Annotated in this window: 16 protein-coding genes, 1 tRNA gene and 1 pseudogene; 7 read left to right on the forward strand and 11 right to left on the reverse strand. The window is 69.6% G+C overall.

Annotation, left to right across the window (positions count from 1 at the left end):
• Positions 1–76: 76 nt before the first annotated feature.
• Both E1264_RS15205 and E1264_RS46220 read left to right on the forward strand, forming a co-directional pair.
• Positions 77–1,561, forward strand: coding sequence for a potassium/proton antiporter (locus E1264_RS15205; RefSeq protein WP_132173860.1), 1,485 nt, complete (start codon positions 77–79; stop codon positions 1,559–1,561).
• 116 nt (positions 1,562–1,677) lie between these two features.
• Positions 1,678–1,818 (forward strand): annotated as a pseudogene (locus E1264_RS46220) (FmdB family zinc ribbon protein); the annotation flags it as partial.
• A 14-nt stretch (positions 1,819–1,832) separates the two neighbouring features.
• Here E1264_RS46220 and E1264_RS46225 read toward each other — a convergent pair.
• Positions 1,833–2,108 (reverse strand): hypothetical protein, encoded by a 276-nt coding sequence (locus tag E1264_RS46225; protein WP_347813396.1) that lies wholly within the window; start codon positions 2,106–2,108, stop codon positions 1,833–1,835.
• 654 nt (positions 2,109–2,762) lie between these two features.
• Here E1264_RS46225 and E1264_RS15215 point away from each other — a divergent pair.
• From E1264_RS15215 to E1264_RS15230, 4 genes are all read left to right on the forward strand, one after another.
• Positions 2,763–4,895 carry an MMPL family transporter gene (locus tag E1264_RS15215; RefSeq protein WP_132173864.1) on the forward strand — a complete coding sequence of 711 codons (2,133 nt, stop codon included), beginning with the start codon at positions 2,763–2,765 and terminating at the stop codon, positions 4,893–4,895.
• Between the two features lie 185 nt (positions 4,896–5,080).
• Positions 5,081–5,944 carry an S-methyl-5'-thioadenosine phosphorylase gene (locus E1264_RS15220; protein ID WP_132173866.1) on the forward strand — a complete coding sequence of 288 codons (864 nt, stop codon included), beginning with the start codon at positions 5,081–5,083 and terminating at the stop codon, positions 5,942–5,944.
• Positions 5,941–6,570, forward strand: coding sequence for a Flp pilus assembly protein CpaB (gene cpaB, locus E1264_RS15225; RefSeq protein ID WP_132173868.1), 630 nt, complete (start codon positions 5,941–5,943; stop codon positions 6,568–6,570). The genes E1264_RS15220 and cpaB overlap by 4 nt, the downstream gene beginning before the upstream one ends.
• Before the next feature lie 141 nt (positions 6,571–6,711).
• Positions 6,712–7,125, forward strand: a complete 414-nt coding sequence (locus tag E1264_RS15230) for an MscL family protein (protein WP_132173870.1) — start codon at positions 6,712–6,714, stop codon at positions 7,123–7,125.
• A gap of 89 nt (positions 7,126–7,214) precedes the next feature.
• On the opposite strand, the gene E1264_RS15235 is transcribed toward E1264_RS15230, so the two are convergent.
• Together E1264_RS15235 and E1264_RS15240 are read right to left on the reverse strand one after the other, a co-directional pair.
• Entirely contained in the window at positions 7,215–8,255 is a 1,041-nt protein-coding gene (locus E1264_RS15235; protein ID WP_132173872.1) for a M15 family metallopeptidase, read from the reverse strand.
• Positions 8,256–8,337: 82 nt separating this feature from the next.
• Positions 8,338–8,784: a hypothetical protein gene (locus tag E1264_RS15240; protein ID WP_132173874.1), complete on the reverse strand. Its 447-nt coding sequence runs from the start codon at positions 8,782–8,784 to the stop codon at positions 8,338–8,340.
• A 134-nt stretch (positions 8,785–8,918) separates the two neighbouring features.
• Between E1264_RS15240 and E1264_RS15245 the strand changes: the two genes are divergently transcribed.
• Positions 8,919–8,991: transfer RNA gene (locus E1264_RS15245), tRNA-Arg, on the forward strand.
• 144 nt (positions 8,992–9,135) lie between these two features.
• Here the strand turns inward: E1264_RS15245 and E1264_RS15250 are convergent.
• From E1264_RS15250 to E1264_RS43385, 8 genes are all read right to left on the reverse strand, one after another.
• A complete protein-coding gene (locus E1264_RS15250) occupies positions 9,136–10,548 on the reverse strand; it encodes a tyrosine-type recombinase/integrase (RefSeq protein WP_132173876.1) in 1,413 nt (470 codons plus the stop codon).
• The gene (locus E1264_RS15255; protein ID WP_347813395.1) at positions 10,548–10,742 is read right to left on the reverse strand and encodes a helix-turn-helix domain-containing protein; all 195 of its coding nucleotides are present in this window, start codon (positions 10,740–10,742) and stop codon (positions 10,548–10,550) included. Before E1264_RS15255 ends, E1264_RS15250 begins: the two co-directional genes overlap by 1 nt.
• Positions 10,743–11,174: 432 nt before the next feature.
• On the reverse strand, positions 11,175–12,704 hold the full coding sequence (locus tag E1264_RS15260) for a hypothetical protein (RefSeq protein ID WP_207935929.1): 1,530 nt from the start codon (positions 12,702–12,704) through the stop codon (positions 11,175–11,177).
• A 4-nt stretch (positions 12,705–12,708) separates the two neighbouring features.
• Positions 12,709–13,929 carry a bifunctional DNA primase/polymerase gene (locus tag E1264_RS15265; protein WP_207935930.1) on the reverse strand — a complete coding sequence of 407 codons (1,221 nt, stop codon included), beginning with the start codon at positions 13,927–13,929 and terminating at the stop codon, positions 12,709–12,711.
• Entirely contained in the window at positions 13,926–15,629 is a 1,704-nt protein-coding gene (locus E1264_RS15270) for a DNA cytosine methyltransferase (protein WP_132173878.1), read from the reverse strand. The genes E1264_RS15265 and E1264_RS15270 overlap by 4 nt, the downstream gene beginning before the upstream one ends.
• Positions 15,629–15,892 (reverse strand): hypothetical protein, encoded by a 264-nt coding sequence (locus E1264_RS15275; protein WP_132173880.1) that lies wholly within the window; start codon positions 15,890–15,892, stop codon positions 15,629–15,631. Before E1264_RS15275 ends, E1264_RS15270 begins: the two co-directional genes overlap by 1 nt.
• A complete protein-coding gene (locus E1264_RS15280) occupies positions 15,889–16,884 on the reverse strand; it encodes a phage Gp37/Gp68 family protein (protein ID WP_132173882.1) in 996 nt (331 codons plus the stop codon). Before E1264_RS15280 ends, E1264_RS15275 begins: the two co-directional genes overlap by 4 nt.
• Positions 16,881–17,232 (reverse strand): hypothetical protein (locus E1264_RS43385; RefSeq protein ID WP_165964189.1); only part of this gene is annotated, 352 nt, incomplete at its 5' end. The genes E1264_RS43385 and E1264_RS15280, both read right to left, overlap by 4 nt.

Consider the following 17,232-nt stretch of genomic DNA (forward strand, 5'->3'; position numbering starts at 1 on the left):
ACCGTAAATATGCGATCGGCCGGTGAATCTGTAGGATTCCTAAACGATCAAGTTTGACGACCCCGAAGGGTGGGATGTGCATCTCGACATCTGGCTACTCCTCGGGGCCACGCTCGTACTCTGCGCCATCATCGCGGTCAGGCTGTCGCACAAGGCGGGCCTGCCGACCCTTCTGGCGTACATGGGCCTCGGCCTACTCATCGGCGAGTCCGGCCCCACCCACATCCAGTTCGATGACGTCGAACTGGCCGAGACCCTAGGGCTCGCGGCCCTCGTCCTGATCCTCGCGGAGGGCGGTGTCACCACGAGCTGGCGGCACGTCCGCCCCTCGGTGCCCGCCGCGCTCGTCGTCTCCACCATCGGCACGCTGATCAGCATCATCGTGGTCGGGCTCGCGGCCATGTGGCTGGTCGGCCTGGACTGGCGGCCCGCGTTCCTCCTCGCCGCCGTGCTCGCCCCCACCGACGCGGCGGCCGTGTTCTCGGTGCTGCGGCGGCTGCCGCTGCCGTCCCGGCTGAGCGGGCTGCTGGAGGCCGAGTCCGGCTTCAACGACGCACCCGTCGTGATCATCGTGGTGACGCTCAGCGCGCACAGCGGCGTGCCCAACCTCACCGAGCTCCTCGGCGTGATGCTGTACGAGCTGATCGCGGGCGGCATCATCGGCTTCGCCATCGGCTGGCTGGGCGCCCAAGGGCTGCGTCGTATCGCGCTGCCTGCGTCTGGCCTCTACCCCATCGCGGTGCTGTCGCTGTCGGTCGGCTCCTACGGCGCGGCTTCGCTGCTGCACTCCAGCGGGTTCCTCGCCGTGTACGTGAGCGCCCTCGTCCTGGGCAATGCCCGGCTACCACACCGTCCGGCCACGCGTGGCTTCGCAGAAGGCGTCGGCTGGCTCGCCCAGATCGGGCTGTTCGTGATGCTGGGCCTGCTCGCCTCCCCCAGTGAACTTCCGGCCCAGATCGTGCCCGCGCTAGTAGTGGGGTTCGTTCTGCTGCTGATCGCGCGTCCTGTGTCGATCGTGGTGTCCACGATCGGATTCAAGCTGTCGTGGGGCGAGAAGATGTTCGCGTCCTGGGCCGGGCTACGCGGCGCCGTCCCGATCGTCCTCGCGACCATCCCGATGGTGGAGCACGTCGAGAGCGCCGACCGGCTGTTCGCGATCGTCTTCAACATCGTCGTCGTGTTCACCCTTCTGCAAGGCCCCACGCTGCCGCTGGCTGCGCGCCTGTGCCGGCTGAAGAGCGACGAGCAGACACGGGAGCTGGACGTGGAAGCCGCCCCTCTGGAGGAACTCCACGCCGACCTGCTGGAGGTGCGGATACCGCTCGACTCCATGCTGAACGGCGTGGAGATATTCGAGCTCCGGCTTCCGCATGGTGCGTCCGTGACCCTCATCGTGCGGAACGGGTCCAGCTTCGTCCCGGAACCCACCACGCCATTGCAAGCCGGTGACACCCTCCTGGTCGTGACCACCGCCTCCGTGCGCGAGGCCACTGAACGCCGCCTGCGCGCGGTCAGCCGGAAGGGACGCCTGGCAGGCTGGTTCGGCGAAACGGGTGCGTGACACGGCGCCAGGGAACAGCCCGGGGACGAATCCTGTTCCAATCATCGGTACCATTAGCAGTCGTCTAGAGTGAGTGCCAGTCCGGGTCGACCGGGTTGAGTCAGCGAGGAGGGACCGTGCCGACGTATCAGTACGTTTGCACCGAGTGCGGCGAGCCTCTTGAGATCGTGCAGAAGTTCAGCGACGACGCGCTGACCGAATGCCCGGCGTGCAGTGGCAAGCTTCGCAAGGTCTTCTCGGCCGCGGGGATCATCTTCAAGGGGTCCGGATTCTACCGCACCGACAGCCGCGGCTCTTCTGGGAAGACGTCGACGGTGGGCGCCGCGTCCAACGGCTCCTCTGGCAGCTCTTCGTCCAACGGCGACTCGCCCAAGTCGGACACGTCGTCGTCCTCGGCTTCTTCGTCCTCTGGCGGCGATTCGTCGTCCTCCAGCACATCGTCGTCCTCGTCCTCCGAGAAGGTCGCCTGACCTTCCTCGGCCTGGACGGCCCCCGCCTCCCCATACGCCCGACCGAGGGTTCCACCGGCCGGACCCAGTCCCGCCACTGGACCCTCGGTTTCGGCTTGCCCGGCCGCCTCTGAACGCGCGGCATGCCGCCCTCTGACACGCACCCGTCCGCGTGTGGCCAGACCCCCGTCCACCTGACGAGCCCGCCATGCATGGGCGGCCCCGCCCACACACGCATGGCACGCGCCTCCCGGCGGGGGCGCACGCCTCTCTACGTATGGCACGCACCCGTCCGCGTGTGGTGTGGGCCTCCCCCGCGCATGGTCCGCCCGCGTCCGGGCCTAGTGGGTGCTTCTGAGCGCCTTGTGCGTATGGCCATGTCAGCGGGCTTCGGTGGCGGTGAGGCGGAGGTCGGCCTCCTATTCAGGGCCTGTGCCGTCCTCGCGCTTCTACATCTCCAGGGGTAGCCGCAGGCGCGCTCATGCCTCGGCCGGGGTAGCCCAGGTCCAGTCTCATGCCGGACGCGCCGGCGGCGCCTTCTGGCGACGATTGAGTACGTGGGAGGCGACCGGCGTGCATGCACCCTCTCCACGTTGACAGAACTCTCGTTTACAGAGAGACACAATTATCGAGAGACTTGATACGAGCAACCGTGTATCGAGATTTCACGATAGTACTTGACATGTCTCGGCGATCGAGACACTCTAGGGCAGTCGCGACATATCTCGACGCCGAGTGCACAGGAGAGGAACATGAGCGAACACAGCCCGGCTCCCCCCAGGTCGAAGGCCCAGCGCCTGGCCGGCATCATCGCCGGACGGCGCACCAAGTGGGCCGTCCTGGCCCTGTGGGTCGTCCTGCTGGTCGCCCTCGGCCCACTGGCCGGCAAGCTCGGCGACGTCGAGGAGAACGACGCGGCGGCCTGGCTCCCCGGCGGAGCCGAATCAACGCAGGTCGTCGAACTTGAGGAGCAGTTCCGCAAGGACGAGACGATGCCCGCGGTCGTCGTCTACGAGCGTTCCGGCGGCCTCACGGCGCAGGACCGCGCGAAGGCCGCCGCGGACGTCTCCGCCTTGCAGAAGCTGCCCGGCGCGCAGAAGGTGCAGGGACCGTTCCCGTCCAAGGACGGCAAAGCCCTGCAGACGTTCGTGCCCCTCACCGACGAGGACATCACCAAGGCGGTGGACGAGGCACGTGAACTCGCCAAGCGCGGACCGCCCGGACTGACCACGCACGTCACCGGACCCGCCGGCATGGGCGCCGACCAGTTCGAGGTCTTCGAGACCATCGACGGCTTCCTGCTCATGGCCGCGGGCAGCGTCGTCATCATCCTTCTGCTCATCATCTACCGCAGCCCGGTCCTGTGGTTCGTCCCTGTGCTGAGCGCACTCTTCGCCCTGGGGCTGGCCCAGTCGCTGGTGTATCTGCTCGCGAAGTACGGGGACCTCACCGTCAACGGCCAGAGCGCAGGAATCCTGACCGTTCTCGTCTTCGGTGTGGCCACTGACTACGCGCTACTACTCGTCGCCCGTTATCGGGAAGAACTGCACAGGCACGAGGACCGGCACGAAGCCATGGCGTTCGCGCTGCACCGCGCCGCGCCCGCGCTCATCGCGTCCGCCGCCACCGTCGCGGTCGGCCTCCTGTGCCTCCTGCTCGCCGAGATGAACTCCACCGCGGGCATGGGCCCGGTCGCCGCCGCGGGCGTCCTCACCGCGCTCGGCGCCATGACCACCCTCCTGCCGGCCCTGCTCGTCATCTTCGGCCGCTGGCTGTTCTGGCCGCTGATCCCCCGGTACGACGCCAAGTACCTGCAGCCGGAGGCGTACGAGGCCGAGCACGGCATCTGGAGCCGCATCGCCGCTCTGGTCGCGAAGCGCCCGCGCGCGCTCTGGGCCGTCACCATGCTCGGACTGATCGCCCTCACCCTCGGCCTGGGTTCGCTCAAGGCCGACGGGCTCTCGGACGCGGGACAGTTCACCGGACGTCCCGACTCCATCGCGGGCTCCGAGGTCGTCGCCCGGCACTTCGCCGCCGGATCGGGCTCGCCGGCCGTCGTGATCGGCAAGGCGTCGGCGTCCGACCGGATCGCCGAGACCGTCCGCGGGACGCCGGGCGTCGCCGAACTCGGCCCGCCAGCCACGGCGAACGGCCTGGTCAAGTACGAGGCGACGCTGAAGTACCCGGCCGACAGCGGGGCCGCCCGCACGACCATCGACCGACTCCGGACGGCGACGCACGCCATCCCGTCCGCGGACGTCAAGGTCGGCGGTACCACCGCGACGTACCTCGACATCAAGCGGGCCTCCACCCGCGACAACCAGGTGATCATCCCGATCGTGCTGGCCGTGGTGTTCCTGATCCTCGTCGCGCTGCTGCGCGCCGTCGTCGCGCCGCTGCTGATGATGGGCACCGTGGTGCTGTCGTTCCTCGCCTCGCTCGGCGCCTGCGCGCTGATCTTCGACTACGGCTTCGGGTTCGAGGGCACCGACTCCGGGTTCCCGCTGCTGGCGTTCATCTTCCTGGTGGCGCTGGGGGTCGACTACAACATCTTCCTGATGCACCGCGTCCGGGAGGAGTCGCAGAGGCTCGGGACCCGCCGCGGCATCCAGCGCGGCCTCACCGTCACCGGCGGCGTGATCACCTCGGCGGGGCTGGTCCTGGCGGCGACGTTCGCGTCCATGGTCACGCTGCCGCTGGTGTTCATGGTCGAGATGGGCTTCGCGGTGGCGTTCGGCGTCCTGCTCGACACGCTGATCGTCCGGTCCCTGCTGCTCCCGGCGCTGTCGTACGACATCGGCCGGCGGATCTGGGCCCCGGGCCGCCTGGCAAAGAAGGAAGAACCGTCGGTCGAGGAGCCGAAGGTCCTGGACCCGGTCGGCTAGCCCGCGCGGACCGGCCGGCATGCGCCGCACACCCCGGCGGCGGACCGGCTGACGTGCACAGACTCCGGCTCCGGCCGGAACGGGGAAGGGAAGGGGCCCGGCTCAGGCCGGGCCCCTTCGCGGGGTTATCCACAATCGGCGGACGGTCTCCCGGAGGCCGCGGTGGGGTGGCTAATGTCGGCACCATGTCCACTCAGCCTCCCGGTTCCGCCCAGCCCTCCGGCTCCGTTCCGTCCTCCAGTCCCTTGCCCGCCGCCGAGATCGGAGTCATCGGCGGCTCCGGGTTCTACTCCTTCCTCGACGACGTCGAGGAGCTGCGGGTCGAGACCCCGTACGGCCCGCCGAGCGACACCGTCGCCGTCGGCGAGCTCGCCGGCCGCCGCGTCGCGTTCGTCCCGCGGCACGGCCGCGACCACCGGTTCCCACCGCACAAGATCCCCTACCGGGCCAACCTGTGGGCGCTGCGCTCCCTCGGCGTCCGGCAGGTGCTGGCCCCGAGCGCGGTCGGGTCGCTCACCCCCGACTACGGCCCCGGCACGCTCGCCGTGCCCGACCAGCTCGCCGACCGCACGTCCGGGCGGGAGCAGACCTACTACGACGACGGCGCCGCGGTCCATGTCTCGTTCTCCGACCCGTACTGCCCGGCGGGCCGCCGCACCGCCGTGGCGTCGGCCCGCGCCGCCGGTTGGGAGCCCGTCGACCGCGGCACCCTGGTCGTCATCGAGGGGCCGCGCTTCTCGACCCGGGCAGAGTCCCAGTGGTTCGCCTCCCAGGGCTGGACGCTGATCGGGATGACCGGCCACCCCGAGGCCGTCCTCGCCCGCGAGCTGGCGCTCTGCTACACCCCGCTGTGCCTCGTCACCGACCTCGACGCGGGCATCGAGGAGGGCGAGGGCGTCACCATGGAGGAGGTGCTCCGCGTGTTCGGCGAGAACATCGGCCGCCTCCGCACCGTCGTCGCCGACATCGTCAAGGCGCTGCCGGCCGACCGCTCGTGCCCGTGCCCGCACGTCCTCGACGGCATCGATCTTCCCCTGGAGCTCCCGTGAACGTCCGCTCGGGCCGCCTGTTAAGGCGCCTGCGGCGGCCGCTGGCGGCGCTGCTCGCCGCGACCGCCGCCGGGCTCGCCCTCCTGGCTCTGCGCCCCGCGCCGCCGCCGTCCGTCCGCGTCCTCGCCGCCTCCCGCGACCTCCCGGCCGGACGGACCCTCACCCCCTCCGACCTGCGCCCCCTGAGGCTCCCTCCGGGCTCCGTCCCGGCGGGCGCCCTGCGCTCCCCCGCCGCCGGGCGCGTCCTCGCGGGCCCCATGCGCCGGGGAGAACCCCTCACCGACGCGCGCGTCGTCGGCGCCGCCCTGCTCCGCGGCTACGGCCCCGGCATGGTCGCCACCCCCGTCCGCATGGCCGACGCCGGCGCGGCCCGCCTCCTCCGCCCCGGCGACCACATCGACGTCCTGACCACCCCGGCTCCGTCCTCGCCCGACCCGCTCGAAACGACACGGCACCAAGGCCCGGCCCGAATAGTGGTCTCATCCGTGCCCGTCGTCGCCATCCCACCCCCTGGCAACGACGGCGCACAGGATGGGGCACTGGTCGTCCTGGCCACCGACCGGGCCCAGGCCGCCGCGCTGGCGGGCACCGGCGCGCCCCTCTCCCTGACGATCACGGGCCGCTGACAAGATCAGCGCCGCGCCCGTAAGGCCGCACGTCATAGAACGTTTTCGTCCTGACTTGGCGAAGCCGGGGAGGTTTCATTACGATCCGTAGCCGTTCCTGCGCAGATCCGTATGCGCACCCCCGACAACCTGGAGCTCTACATGAGTGGATTCAAGAAGTTCCTGTTCCGCGGGAACCTGATCGACCTCGCGGTCGCGTTCGTCGTCGGAGCCGCCTTCGCCGGCCTCGTGAAGGACTTCGCGAACTCCTTCATCACCCCGCTGATCGCGCTGCTCGGCGGCAAGCCCGACTACACCCGGCTGTCCGTCTCGATCAGCGGCACCCAGTTCCCGTACGGGATCTTCGTGACCTCCGCGATCGCCTTCGCCATCACGGCCGCGATCGTGTACTTCCTGGTGGTGCTGCCGACGACCAAGCTGATCGAGCGGATGGACCGGGGCAGGGAGGCCACCGAGCGGGACTGCCCGGAGTGCCTCGGCGAGATCCCCATCAAGGCCAGGCGCTGCCGCTACTGCACCGCCGAGATCGTCCCCGCCACCGAAGCCCCGCTCTAGCCCGGACGCACTCCCAGCGCGTTCACACGACGGAACCCCACAAGGCGACCGTCAGGAGATACGGATCGAGGCGGCGAGTGAGACCAGCGTCATTCGTCGTTCTCGGTGCCGTACTCCCAGTGCCAGGGCTCGAACGGATTGCTGTACGCCCACGCCGGGTGGAACCATCCGTACTTCCCGGCCTTGGCCTCCATCCAGTTGAACTGGACGGACCCAGAGTTCTGCACACCGCCGCACAGGTCGACGGCCTGCCCCTTGCCGTGGTTGCTCGTCCCGGGAACCGCGGCGAAACCCGGACGCTGAGCGTAGATCCGGTGCTGGTCCGAAAGGTTGCGGTACGCGTCCCTGACGCACATGTCGCGGCCGAACCGCTTCTTGTAGGCCGCGTTCAGCTTGTAGAACGCCTGCGCCGCGTCGGCCCGCAGCTTGTGCCCCTTCTGCGGCAGCGCGCACAGGTACTTCGACGGGATCAGCCCGTTCGGGTACTGCTTCGCGTCGCTCGAAAGGCCCTTGTCGCAGCCGAGCTGGAACCGCTTCAACCGGCTCACCGCGAGCTTGTCGAGCATCGCGTTGAGCTGCTCGGTCAGCTGCTCCGACTTGCTCTTCAGCGCGTCGACCTCCTGCTGCAGCCGGGTCTGCTCGACCGCGTTGCGCGACTGCAGGTCCTGGGCGCTCGTCGCGAGCCGCTTGCGCCGCTCCTGCAGATCGTCGGCACGGTCGACCAGCGACTTCTGCGACTGGGCGAGCAGCGTCACGTCCGCGGTCGACCGCAGCGCCTGCCCCGGATCACCCTCACCGAAGATCGACATCGACCCGGCGGCCCCGCGCTGCTGGTACGAGGTGTTCGCCAGCCGGGCCAGCGGCTCCCGGATCACGTTCAGCTCGGCCTCGGCCGCCGCCAGATCCTTCAGCGTGTTCCGCAGCTTGACCTGGGAGGCGGCCAGATCCTTCTTCCGGTCCTCCATCCGCTTCGTGGCCTTCTCCAGCTCGCTGCGGGCCTTCGACGCTTCACGGCGCAGCGACTCCAGAGGATCGGCCCGACCCTCGGCCGCCGTGGCGGCGCCATGCGGTGAGATCATCGTCATCACCAGGAAGACCGCGGTCAGCGCCGCCGACCGGGGGTTCGGCACGGTGGTTTTCCTCCTGATGCCCAAATGCGGAACAGCGGCAGAACGCTACTACAGGTTCTACGATGACCTGTGCGTAATCAGTTCAGCGGCCACGGTGACCATCCTGCGGCCAGCACCACCGGTGCATCCACCAGACGTCCTCCCACCCCGGCGGGCACGGCCGGCGCGTCCTGATGGACGGTGACGGCCTGGGAGCCCACCTCTTCCGCGGCACCGCCTTCTGAACGGGCGTCCGCTTCGGCGGCTTCGTCCCCGCCTGCGGCCCCGGTTCGGGCGCCACGTACTCCCCGTACGTCGGCTCCCCCTCCGGCGTCACGGCCGGGCCCGCGGTCCGCCCCGTCGACCCCACCGACTCCGGCCGCTCCCGCACCGGCTCCTCACGCAACCCGAACGCGATCAGCGAGGCCACCACGACGGGCACCACGAACGCACCGGCGACAACGCCGATCCGCACGCCCCGGGACGGACGCGCGTCCACTTCGTCCTCGGCAACCCATTCCTTCGGCTGCCCGCGATGCCGACCCGTCACGGCACCGAAGCGTACCCACACCGGCCCCACCCGGCCTAGAGGTCCTGGGCGCCCCATGAGAAGGAGCGCCCAGCACTCCCCGTCCCCTACCCTGTAGGTGCCGTCCGCTACGCTCTTGCCGCAAGCGACGACACGCCTCCGTAGCTCAGGGGATAGAGCACCGCTCTCCTAAAGCGGGTGTCGCAGGTTCGAATCCTGCCGGAGGCGCCCCTCTGACCATACAAAAAAGCCCCTGACCAGCGCGGACGCCGGTCAGGGGCTTTGAGGTCTATGCGGTTGTGTGCGGCTCTACGCGGTGGCCTGCGGTTGGTCCGTCCCAATACGGTCCCACGGGACCGCGCTCAGGGGCGGCTACCCGCCGTCCAGCGCGTCGGAGATACGGCGCTTGGCGGCTTCGTCCTGACCGGCGATGCACTTGGCGTAGGTCTTGAGAAGGACTTCGACGCTGTGGCCTGCCCACTCGGCGACCTGGGGCGCCGGTACACCGGCGTTGAGCCAGGTGGACACGCACGCATGACGCAGATCGTAGGGACGTTCGGCCAGCGGCGACGTGGCCTGATCTGCGGTGAGAGCGTCCGTGCGCGCTCTCCTCCAGGCGCGCCGATAGGTGATGTTGGGCAGCTCTCCGCCACGCACGCCGTAGAAGACCCGACCGTCGGCACCGTCAGTGAACTCGACCAGGTGAGCACGAAGGATGCGGGTCAGTGCCGGCGGGATGGGCACCGGCCGCGTCTCGTCTTCTGCGCGGTGCTTGAGAGAGCGTTCCTCGCGCAGAGCGCCGTCGTCGGTCCAGTCGCGACCGGCGAACGGCGCGGCCTTGCGGATCACGATCTCTCCCCAGCCATCGGCCGGTTCTTCAAGTTCTCCCGTCTCGTCGTTCTTCACCAGCTGGGGCAAGGTGATGTCCGGTCGCCGGAGGTTGACTGCTTCCTCGGGGCGAAGGGCGGCGTAGTACATCACGGCGAAAAACGCCACCAGCCGCAACCCGCTGGGCTCTTGGTTTCGTACGGCTGTGAGTAGTGCGCGGGCTTGGGCATGATTCACAACGCGCCGCCGGTCTACCTCACCAGTCGTACGGGCCGGTTTCCATTTCAGGTCGCGAATCGGGTTCCCCTCCAAGAGCTTGAGTTCCGCGGCGTAGTCCATTGCATTGGCCAGCAGCATGCGGTGCTTTCTGGCCGTGGTGGCGGCGGCCTTCTTTCCGTTAAGCTTGGAGGTTGCCGCATCCAACAGCGCTCGCGCTTTGGCCGGTTCAGCGAGGGCGGATACGGGTTCGGTGTTCTCCGACAGCCACCGCAGGATGGTGGCGATGTCATCGGGGGAGTTGCCGCGGTTCTTGGTGTTATACCCCCAACGCTGCATTGCGCTGCGAAGCTTCTGCGCATCCGGCTTGCCGTGCTCACCGGACAACATCGCTGGAGTGGCAGCGGTCATCGCTCGCGCAATGTCGTCCCGATATCTCGCTGCGGCACCTTTCCACTTCATATCCACGTAGGCGCAGGCGAAGTCGTACCAGCTCATTTCGGTCAGATCGTCACGTGCCCACGAAAGCGGCTTGCCCGTGGCAGTGCTGAACGCTTCGCCGTTACGGGCGGCAGTGATAAGGGCGCTGCGGTAAGCGTCAGCTTGTGCGTAGTTCCTGAACGGCTCCTTCCAGACATTGCCTGCTACGTTCCACCGCACCCGGTACGAGGTCACTTTGCCGTGCTTGTTCTTACGCGTTTCGATCTCGTAGACGCGCACTTTGTAGGTGGTGCTCTGCATCAGGCGGCATCCTCGCATGCCTCGTACCAGTGATCGAAATCGACACGGCGGATACGGAGTTCTCCGTTCGGAATCCTCTTGCAGCGTGGCGCCCTACCCTTCGCGCGCCATTCGTAGAAGGTTCTCCGCGAGACCTGAAGAATTCGACAGATGTCCGCGACCGTGAGATCTTTCTCGTCTTTTGCCGCCATCATGATCTCCCTCGTCGTGTGAAGGCCGCCCGCCACGCGGCGGCGAAGACTGGGGGGTGGAGAATCGGTGTTGGGTCCTGCGTCGGCCGAGCCCTTTCGGATGCGGGGCTGTCCTAGGCGCGGATTTCTGCGTCATCACGTCATCCGCGTCATTCATGTCTCTGACCTGCGGGTTTGAGTGACGCAGAGGTTTGGGGGTGCGTCATCCGATGACGCAGGCTGCGTCATCGGTATGACGCAGATGACGCAGGATGACGCAGCCGAAGCCGTTCTGCGTCATCGCTGTAACAGCAGGTCAGGGGCCGGTTTCTGTTCTCGGATGACGCAGATGACGCAGCGTCTCTCCTCTTAGGAAAAGAGAAGGGGGTCTGTTGTAGTAGGCGTTGCGGTTCGAAGAAGAGCACCCCGCGCGGTCTCTCCCGCGAGCTGGCGGGGCTACCGCGATCGAGCACCGGGGTGCTCTTCTTGCACGTCCTCCCCCTCCAGGGTCAGAGGATCGATTCCTGCCGGGGTGGTGGCGGGCCTGGGGGGCCGCGTCATTTCGATGTAGCGGCTGTCTGGGGTGCGGCCCCAGTCGATGAGGACGTCTCGGGCGGCGAGGGTGGGTTGGAGGCGTTTGAGGCGGTCGGAGAGGACTTTGCCGGTGGTGGGCCAGCCTTTGGGGAGGGGGCGGTGGTCGTCGCCGGTGTACAGGCCGGTGAGGGTGTGCAGCCATTGGGTGGAGGTCATCCGGGTCGGGTCGCCGGGGGTGAGGTCGGCGGCGTGTTTGAGGACGGTCTGTGCGAGGAGGTCGCCTTCGATGACGTCGTCGTTGAGGTCGTCCAGGCTGGTGCGGTAGGCGTTGAGCGCGTCGAATCCGGTGGCGGCGTCGAGTTGGGCGCACAGGTGCGCGAAGTCGGCCATGCGCAGGTCGGTGGGGATGTCGGCTTCGGCGGCGCGGACTTTGACGGTGAGGTCGAGCAGAGATCCGAGGATGGTGGGCAGGGCTTCTTCGAAGTCGCGCCACAGTTCGGCTTCGGTGCGGCGGACGGCGGGGCGTTCCAGGCGGAGCGGAAGGAGGCGTTCGGCGAGGTCGGGGCGGATGACGCCGACGTCGATGCCGGTCAGCAGCAGGGGGCGGCGGTAGCGGGCTCGGACGACGTCGCCGTCGGTGTACAGGGCGCGTTTGATGGTTTCGGCGCCGGTGACGATGCAGCACATCAGGTCGGACAGGTCGGGGGCCAGGTGGGACAGGTTGTCCAGCGCGGTGACCCATCCGGCCGCCACCGCGGCGATCAGGTTCTCCTCGTCTTTGGGGGCGCGGCGCAGGTCCCCGCTCATGCCCTCGATGATCCTGACGAGCATCCGCCCGCCGGTGGACTTGCCGGCGCCTTGGGGGCCGGTGAGGAACGGGGCGGGGACGGGCACCGATGGGCCCAGGCAGCCGATCAGCCAGGCGATGGCCAGGCATTCGGTCTCGGCGTTGGCGAAGTTGCACAGCCGCAGCAGCAGATCGATGCCCTTCTCGTTGGTGTCGGCGGCGGGCAGGGGAAGTTCGCCGGTGAGCTGGGTGCGGCGCCAGCACACCTCGCGCGGGTCGGGGGTGCGGACGTCCCAGCCGGTGGGGTGGATACGGACCGACCGCCCGTCGCTGCGGCCCAGGTCCAGCCACGTAGCGCCGTCGAATCCGGGTGCGACGCGGATGTGGACGGGCTGAACGTCCTGGGTCACCGCCAGCGCCTCGATCAGGTCCAGCGCCTCTTTGAGGGCGGTTCCGCTGAACACGCCGTACCCGTCTCCGAAGAGGCCGACCATGAGTTCCTGGCGGTGGCTGCCCGAGGTGCCCTGGGAGCGGATCGGGCGCGCCACGGGGTGGCCGTTGTGCTGCGCGAACACGGTCCCGTCGGCGGTGCGGAAGTACCGGAAGTGGGTTTGGGCGTAGTCGGTGATGACCTGCCGGGCCGGGGTCTTGTCGTCGTCGGCCATGCGTTTACAGTCCCAACCTGGTGCGGGCGTTGGCCCAGGCGTCGGTGCAGTGCCGGGGGGATTCGCCCTTGGCCTGCGCGGCGGTGAACAGCCTGGTGATGTGGGCGTCGGTGAGGCAGCCGCACCGGCCGTGAGCGGCCAGCACGGCCAGGAACGTGCGGTACACGGTGGTGTGGACGGCGCTTTGGGCGTCGGTGATGCGCTGCTCGGCCATGGCGATGCCGCGTTCCAGGTAGGCCGGGGTGCGGTGACGGCACTCCCCACCCCCGGCGGGCGGGGTGACGGCGGGCCTGGCGGCCTGTGCAGGCCGGACGGTGGTGGGCTTGTCGGCCAGCGCGCGTACGGCGGCGGGCAGGTCGGTGATGGTGCCGGTTCCGGGGCCGCGCCACCGCGCGTAGGACATGAGCGACTTGATGTCGACGCCGGGCCGGACCGCGTTCACCGACTGCATGACGCCCAGGTAGAGCCAGTGCTCGCCGCGCGTCGTCGGCACGGTGCGGGTGGCGGGCAGGGTCGCGCGGGCCCAGGCGACGGCTTCCTCATTGTCGAGGTCGATCACGGTCAGCCCGGCCCCGCCGGGGTGGTAGGCGACCGCCGCGGCGTGCCGCCATGCCGGGGCCCAGGCGGGTGAGGTGAGGACGTGCGGGTCGAGGGTGGCCGCGGCCCACGCGTGGCAGGGGGCGGGGCACTGGCAGGGCCCCGGGGTCTTCATGTTCGGGCGTCCGCCGCAGGTGCCGTTCGCGCACCCGCGGCAGTTCCCGAACGGCACCTTTCCCGCCCGCAGCGGCAGCGGCGGCACACCGCCCGCGGCGAGGTCCAGCGCGGTGCGCAGGTGACTCCGGTCCGGGTTGGTCATGCTGCGGTCTCCTCCTCCGGCGGTACCAGCAGGGCGAACAGGTCGGTTTGGTGGCCGCGGGCGGCCAGCCCGGCCAATAGCCGGTCGCGCCACCCGGTGGCGTAGGTGAGGCAGCATGCCCAGGTGCTCGGCGTAGTTGGTGGCCGCTTCGGCGTACTCGGCAGCGGTGGTGATCCAACGGCCGTGCAGGGACAGTTCGGTGAACCCGCCGGAGTCCAGCGCCCACCGGCACGTCGCGGGGCGCAGCCGCGCCCGTCGCGCAAGCTGGCGGTGCGAGACGAACAGTGGGAACCGCGCCGTCCACAGCCAGTGCGGTTGGTGCGCGCCGAGGTAGAACAGCGGCGCGGCCTCGGCCGTGATCGTGGTCATGCGGCCGCTTCCAGGTCTTGGCCGGTGATGGCCTCCACCAGGGCGGAGACCAGCACCTCGGCGACGGGTGGGGTGACGGCGTTGCCGTACTGGCGGACGCGTTGGCGCTTGTTGCCCAGGACGATGTAGTCCGGAGCGAACGCCATCGCGGCGCCGATCTCGTGGGGTTCGAGCATGCGGAACAGCACGTCGTCCAAGTCGACCTCGGCCGCGCCTTGGGCGGTGCCCTCGGCGAGCGCGTACCGGTCGCGGGTCGGAAGCGTCCCGATCGGCTCGCCGGCCGGGCGGGCGGTGCCGTTGCCGTAGTAGGGGACCAGCAGGTGTTCGGAGGTGATGAGGGACTGCTTGCTGTTCGCGGTCTGGGTGCGAAGCGGCTCGGCCACCGGCGTGCACATCTGGCCAGCGTCGCCCCTGGGGGTGAAGTTCCGCATCACCATTGCGGCCGGGGCCACCAGGCCGTGGTGGTTGCCGGACGCGGTGACCGTAGTGAGCGGATCGTGAATCGGGCGGGCGTTCTCCTTGTCGCCGCCGCCGCGGAGCGGCACGAGGAACGGCTCGGCGAGTGTCGGCTTTGGGACCGCGACGCCCGTCTCGTTGCGCGCTGTCTGGGTGCGCAGGGGCAGCGATGCGGGTGCGGCCGTCTTCCCAGGCCGACCCTCCACGGGCACCATCAGCGGTACGGCGATGCCGTCGTTCTCCCGGGTCGTCCGGGCTGGCATCGGATCCAACACCGTCGTGGCGTCCTTGCGCCAAGTCCCGCCCGCAGGGGTGAGCACGGGTGTCCAGTACCGGGTGATCCCGGCTTGGATGCGGGCCAGCGTCGCTGCGGCGAGCGGCTCGTCCCGGTCCCCGATTCGCTTGCCTTTGAGCGTCCAGTCGATCGCGTGTGCGGCGGGCAGGACATCAGGCTCGACGACCTGGTTGCGGCAGGAAGTGGACGGGCACCGGTACAGGTACTGCTGCCGGTAACGGCCCATGAACGTACCGGGCTTCTTGAACACCTGCATCGCCGCCACGGTCCGGTCGCAGGTCGGGCAGTACGCGCGCGGGGACAACCACTTGCGCAGGTCCGGGCGGCGACCGAACGCCTTGTGCAGGTACATGATGAACGCCCGATCACGCGACTGCGGAGCCCGCCCGGAGCGGACCGGGCGGGCGTGCATGGAGTTGTAGGCGATGACGTACACCTCGTAGGGGCCGATGGCCTCGATCTCGCGGCGCCACCGGCCGAACTGGTCCCACTTGGTGACCTGGATGACGTTCTCCACCACGCCCCCAAGGACCGGTCGGCACTTGCCAGCCCAGTACCGCAGGTAGCGCGGCACCTCCTCCATCAGCGCGCGGGCGCGGGCCACGTTCTCAGTCGGCCCGTCCGGGCCGAACAGGACCTGCTGATTGGTGCGATCGAAGTCCCGCTTGACCCCGCGCGCGTCGGTCCAGGGCGGGCACGCGGGGCTCGCCCAGAACAGGGCGGCCCACGGAAACCGGGTGATGTCGGTCTCCACCACGTTGCCCTTGTAGTGCTCCACGTCCGGAAAGTTGGCCGCGTGCGAGGCGATCGCGGTGTCGTCGTGGTTGGCCACGAAGATCGGACGGACGCCGGGCACGACGGCAGCGCCCTTGGTCGAGCCACCGGCGCCCGAGAACTCGTCGTACAGCGAAAGCTCGTCACCGGGGGTCCAGCGAGAGAAGAAGGCCATCAGGCACCTCCGGTCATCGAGGGGGGCGTGTGGTCAGGGGCGCGGCGGTCGCCCGCCGGGGCCGCGACCGCGGTGTCCAGGCGGCGGAGACGGCGCGGGAACGGGATCACCTCGCGGGACCCGTCCGGACGGCGTACGAGCACGTTGCGCGGTCCACCGCCGGGCCCCCACCGGGTCAGGACCGTCACGACCTCGGGCGGGTCGTTGCGGCCCGACAGCCGGTCGCCGGGGTCGAGGTAGCGGCGGCCGATCATGCCCGTCATGCGGCATCACTCCCGGCGGGCATGTCGTTGTGGGTGCGGCCGTCCAGCACTCGCCCGGCCTGCTTCTTGCCGACACGCCACACCGGGGCCCACTCGCCGGGCTCGGGCACCTCGCCAGGCGCACGGCTGGCGCCGGTGTCGGCGTTGACGTACAGGTCGGGGCGGCGGCCGGTGGCCGGGGGCTGCCAGGTGTGGGCGCCGTGCTGCTTGTGGAAGTAGGCCACCCCGGCGGCGGCGCACTGGTCCCGCAGGGACCGGAACCAGTCGGGATGCGCAGGCCGGGCGCGAGGGCCGGACTCGCCGCCGGTGATGACCCAGTCCAGGCCGTGGAACCGGTCGCAGCAGCCCCAACGGACGTAGGAGGCGGTGAGACCGTGGCCGCGTTGGCTGCCGCACGTCCACACCGCCCGGATCAGGTCGATCGGCCCCAGCAGCGGTTCGGCGGACACGAACCGCACCGCGGCCGGGGTCTCGACCAGCGCGGGGACACGGATCTCGGCCCACCGCTGGTTCTCGGCCGACACCCCGAGCCAGACGTTCGGCAGCGGCCACCGCTGCAACGGCGCCGGGACGGGGTCCAGCCCGTGATCGGCGGCGGCACGCTCGTACACCGCGGCGGTGAACCGGCGGTCGCGCAGCAGGGATCGCATCCGGGCGTGCCGCTTGGTGAGGACTTGGAAGGTGTGCCGGGGCGCGGCGAGCATGACGGCGAACACGCGGGCGATGTACTCGACCGGGACGCCGGGGTGGAACAGATCGGACATGGAGTTGACGAACACCCGCCGCGGCGCCCGCCACGTGAGCGGCTGGCCGAGCCGCTCGGGCCGAAGCACCAGGTCGAAACCGCGCTCGAAGTGGTGGCCGGGCACCCCCCGCCACCGTTCGGCGAACGTCTCGGCATAGCAGTGGTCACAGCCCGGCGAGACCTTCGTGCAGCCGGTCACCGGGTTCCAGGTGGCGTCGGTCCACTCGATCGCGCTGCGGGCGCTCATGCGGCATCGCCGTCCTTGGGGTCGCGCTTGTGGGGCGGCCAGACCGGTGCCCAGTCCGACAGGTCCTCGTTGCCGGGCGTGATCACGACCCCGTCCGGGGTGAGGACGAACTCGTGTCCGCGCTCGCAGCCCCACAGGTCGCCGGGGACGTCTGGGGCCAGCGCTGCCCAGCACGTGTCGTGGCTGTGGCAGAACGGGCAGTCGGGGCCGTCGGTGACGGACCAGTGCGTCACGGGGATGCACCAGTCGGCGGGGCAGGCGCGGCAGCGCCACGCGTTGACCTCGGTGAGGTCGGCGAGGATGACCGGGCCGATGAACACCACCTCGGTGGGGCGCCCGCAGGTGGGG

It is taken from the genome of Actinomadura sp. KC216, assembly GCF_004348535.1.
Classification (GTDB): Bacteria; Actinomycetota; Actinomycetes; order Streptosporangiales; family Streptosporangiaceae; genus Spirillospora.

Excerpts from the sequence above, each read along its gene's own strand:
- E1264_RS15280 (WP_132173882.1), bottom strand. The coding sequence starts at position 16,884 with ATGAGCGCCCGCAGCGCGATCGAGTGGACCGACGCCACCTGGAACCCG.
- E1264_RS15220 (WP_132173866.1), top strand. The coding sequence starts at position 5,081 with ATGTCCACTCAGCCTCCCGGTTCCGCCCAGCCCTCCGGCTCCGTTCCG.
- E1264_RS15260 (WP_207935929.1), bottom strand. The coding sequence starts at position 12,704 with ATGGCCGACGACGACAAGACCCCGGCCCGGCAGGTCATCACCGACTAC.
- E1264_RS15275 (WP_132173880.1), bottom strand. The coding sequence starts at position 15,892 with ATGACGGGCATGATCGGCCGCCGCTACCTCGACCCCGGCGACCGGCTG.
- E1264_RS15265 (WP_207935930.1), bottom strand. The coding sequence starts at position 13,929 with ATGACCACGATCACGGCCGAGGCCGCGCCGCTGTTCTACCTCGGCGCG.
- E1264_RS15230 (WP_132173870.1), top strand. The coding sequence starts at position 6,712 with ATGAGTGGATTCAAGAAGTTCCTGTTCCGCGGGAACCTGATCGACCTC.
- E1264_RS15255 (WP_347813395.1), bottom strand. The coding sequence starts at position 10,742 with ATGATGGCGGCAAAAGACGAGAAAGATCTCACGGTCGCGGACATCTGT.
- E1264_RS15270 (WP_132173878.1), bottom strand. The coding sequence starts at position 15,629 with ATGGCCTTCTTCTCTCGCTGGACCCCCGGTGACGAGCTTTCGCTGTAC.
- E1264_RS15250 (WP_132173876.1), bottom strand. The coding sequence starts at position 10,548 with ATGCAGAGCACCACCTACAAAGTGCGCGTCTACGAGATCGAAACGCGT.
- E1264_RS15215 (WP_132173864.1), top strand. The coding sequence starts at position 2,763 with ATGAGCGAACACAGCCCGGCTCCCCCCAGGTCGAAGGCCCAGCGCCTG.